Raw genomic sequence first — 318 nt, forward strand, 5'->3', positions numbered from 1 at the left:
TCGATCCGGCGTACGTGCTGGGCTGGGCCTCGGACCGGTCCGGGACGCTGGACTTCCACACCTGGCCGGTGGCCGGTGAGCTGGCCGGCCAGACCGGGTTCGCGCTGCTGCTGATCGCCGGTGTGGGGCTGGGCATCGGTCTGGGGCTGAGGAACATCGCGGTGCGGGCGGCGGCGGCGACGCTGGCGGGTGCGTGGCTGATGCGGTTCTGGTTCGCCTCGCACATGGCGCACAACAAGGCGATCCAGCTGTACCCGCGGACGACGTGGATCATCATGTACTGCCTGATGATCCTGGCGGTGCTGGGCCTGATGGCGG

At 69.8% G+C, this 318-nt stretch carries 1 protein-coding gene; it reads left to right on the top strand.

What is annotated here, in order from left to right; genetic code table 11:
- Window positions 1–318 (top strand): hypothetical protein (locus AA75_RS50110; protein WP_033824204.1); only part of this gene is annotated, 318 nt, incomplete at both ends.

Source organism: Kitasatospora sp. MBT63 (genome assembly GCF_000710465.2).
In the GTDB taxonomy this organism is placed as follows: domain Bacteria; phylum Actinomycetota; class Actinomycetes; order Streptomycetales; family Streptomycetaceae; genus Kitasatospora.